This is a genomic window from Nodosilinea sp. LEGE 07298 (assembly GCF_015207265.1).
Taxonomy (GTDB): Bacteria; Cyanobacteriota; Cyanobacteriia; order Phormidesmidales; family Phormidesmidaceae; genus Nodosilinea.
This window is the reverse complement of record NZ_JADEXE010000391.1, coordinates 1-5122: the sequence shown is the minus strand read 5'-3', so window position 1 is coordinate 5122 and position 5122 is coordinate 1. Positions and strand designations below refer to the sequence as shown.

Below are 5122 nucleotides of genomic sequence, written 5' to 3'. Positions count from 1 at the left end.
CCCCCGGCTACCAACCCGCCTCAGCCAGAACCTTCCTCTAGTGAAGAATAGGGAGGAAGAACCTTAGCCATTCATGCCGGTGCCGGGGCTGCACCCATAACTTTAACAACCGCATAGGAACCCCATGACTCGACTGCGGACGTTGTCTGGCGTCGTTGAATACGCCCTTAATAGCCGTATGGGGTTAATGGCGCTATGGAAAAGCCTTATAGCCTCTAGCCAGTGAGTATTTGCCGGAGCGAGGATTGGCGATGAGCTACCCCTTCCGCAACGTGTGACGCGAAGGGCTTGAAGTGGCGACAAGATAAATGCTCTCAAGGCCAACGCCGGGTCGTTTGGCTCAAGGTCGAGTATCCTTTCACCGCAGAGCGATCAGGCGGTGGTGTAATAGTGCGTACCGCAGACGCCAGAAGATCTATGCCAAGACGACCGCCAGATCACAACGACGCTTGGCTGTCCAGCGCCTGATCCATAACTGGGTGCGCTCTCACGACTCGCCCCATCGCTATGGCTGAACTGCTCAATTTCCAAGGCTTCGAAGCCCTCCTACTCAACAAACCAGTGCATTGAATATGCCTATTCTCAGGTCACTATTCGAATGAGAATCGCTATAATTTTGAGGCTTTACTTATTTGCATCAGAATTCATCCGTTTTTCTTGCTAGTACTTTGGGGCTGAGGGAAAAAGCTATTGCAATAAACAGAACCCAGTATAGGCTCGTGAGTCGAGCTAGATAGCTTTCGAAAATATTAAACAAAGTAAGCATTGACAAAAACAAAAGTGGCCATAGATAAGATGCTTCCTTTCGGCTGTAAGCGAGCCTTGCGGCTCTCACATAAGCTATGAACCAAGTAACCAAGAAAAGCGAGAAACCTATTATGCCAACATCAATAATCAAATCTAAGAAGCCATTATGAGCATGAGGTGGGACATGATACGCAAAAAACTTAAAGCCAGTCGTCAGACTAGGCGAATCCCAAAATATGCCTCTCCCATATCCTAAATACGGGCTCGCCGGAATTTTCGAGCCAATGATCAGGCTCCAAATTAGGGTGCGGGTAGACAATGTCGGATCTCGATCCAAAAATGCTAAGATATCGACCCAATTTGAAAACAGGAGGTAGGAGAAACTCGTGGCAAATAATACAAAAAGACTTGCCAAGAGAATAGAACGCTTACCCAACCAAGCATATCGCCAATAAAAAACAGTTAATAACAATCCAATGACGGAAAGGACCAGCGCGGTCACCGAACTACTTACCAGCAAAGCAGCAAAGCATGTACTAAGCAAAATCAATGCCCATCTTTGCTTCTTCTCTGTGTAGTTGGCGAACATGAATAGAGCAATCAATGTCATGGCGGAGTGCGCCCCAAACTGGTTTTTTTGACTAAATACTCCCTTCCAACTACCAATAAATGGTTCAACAGTATGACGACCAATGCTGGGCATAGCAATAGCCAAGGCTATGCTAAGCAGAAATATAAGTACCATGGCCCATAAAACTAGCTTAAACTGTTGTTTCAGCGTGAATCTAGAGGCTAAGTAAAGACTTAAAAAGAACATTGGTAACAGTTCTTTCCAAATGGAATCAATTGTTATTTGGGGAATAGGAGACCACAGAAAAGAAATACTAATAAAAAAAACTAAGCCCAGAGCCCATTTATTGCTAATCGCCGTCTTAAGAGTTTCACTGGGGCGAAGTAATAACAAGACAAGGCTTATAGCATAGGTAGAGTATCGAAGTAATGTTAAGATAGAGTCAGGGATTGTTGATGTCTCAGATAAATCGCTACCAAAACCGAAGAATCCTCCTATAAAAAGCAGGTAAAATACTGCGAAGCATGATTCTACAAAATCTATTTCTTTTTTAGACGCTAACGTATTGCCGTTGAGAGTGATTTTTTGGGCTTGCATAGGGTCGACTGCTTAAAGAAGCTTGCGCGAGATAAATATTAACAACCCACCTTCAAGTAGGATTTTTGGTATCAATCACAAAACGAAAGTTGTCGGAAAAACCACACCTGATTAGACTGAAACCTTAGGTTCCCATTTCTTGCCTAGCAATCATGCAAAGACCTGAACTCCCCCATAACGGTATTAGTTAACTGCTAACTGTAGCAACCTACATGAATTGTGAAAGTCTACAGAAGAGGCGTTTCGCTTGCTGCATTGGCAAGATAGCCGTCCTACCTTTATAAAATAACGCAAAATTATTATATTGTATTCGATATTAGTAACACCAATCGTAAGGTGTAAAGTAGCTATGGTAAATCAGCAGCAGTTGTGAAACTTCTGTAAAGCTCCACAATCGTAAGGCTTTCGAGTTTCATCTCCTGGTCTAGCCGAAGTTTAGTAGCTTTGACACTACACTGCTAGAGTGCTCTACACACTCTGCACAACTGATATATGGCTCCCAGTATCCAGTATTAGAACCTCCCGTTAACGCTTAACCTGAACGCTAGCAGTGTCTTGCTTATTCGCTGGCGCATTACCTTACAAAAAATATAAGGTTCTGTAAAGGTGGCTTGAAGTTGTCCATCTCAATCACTCAAGTAATATATTAAAGCAGTTCTATGTCTTACCATGTATGGGTACTATAGTCATGCGAGAGTATACATGGCTTACCGGCTTTAGGTGGTTGATCGTAATCTTGAATTTGTGCAGCGGTTCAATATGGTCATGACTAGGCAATAGTTCATGCAGTCCCAAGCAGCCTTTGTTGTAGGAACTATGGGCAAGGTTCTTTTCGAGGCTTAGGAGTATCTAGTAATTCTTGAGAGGAAGAAGTGTTGAATTATTTTCATAAATTTCTTTATGTTTTCTCTGGACATCATCGCCAGTTATTTTTGCTAGTTGGCATTTTTCTACTGACTTCCATACTAGAGGCTTTTGGGATTGGTCTGATCGGTCCTTTTCTTAGCTTGGCAGGCGACCCACAGGCAGTCGTTCAGGACAGCAGTGCTTTTGCATGGGCCTATCAAGTTCTTGGACTTAATAGTCTAGGTAGCTTGGTGGTTTGGTTCGGAATCTTTATCATTGTTATCTTTCTCATTAAAGGAACCGTTTATTTTCTAAGTAAGCGATATTCTTACAAGGTTCTATTTGATCAAAGAGCCGCTGTCCAGAAGCGGCTCTTTAATACGTATTTACTCGCTCCTTATGACTTCCATATTTCACGAAATACTGCGGACTACATCAATAAAATTACTAACGAAACTCAACGATTTGGATTCATGGTCTCTCTGCCCATGGTTGAGTTCGTTTCACACTTTATTGTTGTCTTAACACTTTTAGTGTTAATGGCAAGGACAAATACTCTCCTACTCTTGGTTTCTCTAGCTTCGCTTCTTCCTGCATTCTTCGTTTTTTCATTTTTACTAAAACGACTTAAAGAATGGGGCCGTCTGTCTACTCTTGCACGGGAAGAAACTATTAAGGCAGTTAACCACGGCTTAGGGGGTATTAAGGAAACTCGCGTGTTTGGGTGTGAGGAATATTTTCGGAAGGGACTAGAAGAACATGTGCACCAAGAGGCGCGTGTGGAAATCCTATTCCAGAGTGCTCAGTTCGTCCCTAGGACAATGATTGAGACTCTTCTGGTAATTGCCATCGTAGGTTTTGTTTGTGTGTCTCAACTGCTATTAGGTCAAGACTTCCAATCGGCTATTTCCAGCATGGGGGTGTTTGCTGTCGCTTCTTTACGCTTAATTCCAGCAGCTAGTAATTTAGCAGACTGTGTTGGGAAACTAAAGAACTCTTCGCACACCTTAGACATTATGTACTTGGACCTGAAGGAAATTGATAATAATGAGTTTAGCAAGCAGGATGTACGTCGCTTGCCGGGTAGCTCTACTCACGACTCTAAGGTTGTTACCGCACTAAAATATTTTGAAAAGCTAACAATTACTGATATTTCTTATCAGTATCCTGGTGCTTCAAAACCTTCTTTGACAGGCATATCAATGGAGGTGAAAAAAGGCGAGTCGATTGGGCTGATAGGACAGTCTGGGGCAGGGAAAACAACGCTTGTAGATGTGATTTTAAGTCTGTTGATGCCTCAAAGTGGGGATATTGCGGTTGATGGTCAATCAGTTTATGAGAATATATCAAGTTGGCGCAATTTGGTTGGGTATATCCCTCAGTCAATATTTTTGACAGATGAAACGATCGAAAAAAATATTGCTTTTGGTATTCCGAAAGCTGAGATTGACCAAAGTCGCTTATGGTATGCCATTAAAACGGCACAGCTTGAGGAGCTAGTTCAGGACTTACCTAATGGTATAGATACTGCAGTTGGTGAGCGAGGTATAAGGCTCTCAGGTGGTCAGCGGCAGCGCATTGGAATCGCACGGGCTTTGTACCACCAAAGAGAAATTTTAGTGCTAGATGAAGCGACATCTGCTTTGGACAATGAGACTGAGCAGTTAATTAGTAATTCAATTAGGGCTTTAGCTGGGTCTAAAACCTTAATTATTATTGCTCACCGTTTATCTACGATCGAACATTGCGATCGCATTTATGTACTTGATAAAGGCACCATAGCTCGCTCTGGAACTTACGCTGATGTCGTTCTTGCTCCTCAGGCATAAACAAGCTGTCTAGATTAACCAGCGAGCCTGCAGGTCGTTATATAGCGCTGAACAGATAGCTTCAATAGGATGACTAGTAACGCTATAAGCTGGGCTGCTGCTTACAGCTATCGCCATTCCAAAGGCACTACTTTTAGAACGTTTCGGCCTGGAGTGGCGATGGCTGTAAGTGAGACTGCGACCTTAGCAAATTGATTGTTGCTTAAGCGTATTATTTGTTAAACAACGTAGCCGAAGGTTAGGTGCCTAAACGATTTCTGTCTAGGTGTTATTTAGTCGCCAGATAAAAGCTTAGCCGTCGAGACATGAGGGTGTTTCGGGTCATACTTGGGCGATGGCTTCTTTTTCTTTTTCTTCTTCTTTTGCGGAGGGGCTTTGAGAAAGCGTTTGAGCTTGACCTTGGCGGCTAAGACCTGGAGGAAATCGGCTAACTCAACGACCGGCATTCCGGCAAAGCCTTGCCAGAGGTGAGGTGGAATGGCGATCATCATGCCCTGATAGGTGCCTTGCAATTCATTGACCACGTAGAAAT

Annotated in this window: 2 protein-coding genes and 2 pseudogenes; 2 read left to right on the top strand and 2 right to left on the bottom strand. The window is 43.3% G+C overall.

The genetic code is table 11. The features are described from left to right. Positions 1–278 precede the first annotated feature (278 nt). Positions 279–491, top strand: a pseudogene (locus tag IQ273_RS34150) (IS1 family transposase); the annotation flags it as partial. A 146-nt stretch (positions 492–637) separates the two neighbouring features. Here IQ273_RS34150 and IQ273_RS30050 read toward each other — a convergent pair. Further along, a complete protein-coding gene (locus IQ273_RS30050; protein ID WP_194026769.1) occupies positions 638–1915 on the bottom strand; it encodes an O-antigen ligase in 1278 nt (425 codons plus the stop codon). A gap of 872 nt (positions 1916–2787) precedes the next feature. Between IQ273_RS30050 and IQ273_RS30045 the strand changes: the two genes are divergently transcribed. Then, positions 2788–4590: an ABC transporter ATP-binding protein gene (locus tag IQ273_RS30045; RefSeq protein WP_194026768.1), complete on the top strand. Its 1803-nt coding sequence runs from the start codon at positions 2788–2790 to the stop codon at positions 4588–4590. Positions 4591–4862: 272 nt separating this feature from the next. Here IQ273_RS30045 and IQ273_RS30040 read toward each other — a convergent pair. Further along, positions 4863–5122: pseudogene (locus IQ273_RS30040) on the bottom strand (IS4/IS5 family transposase); the annotation flags it as partial.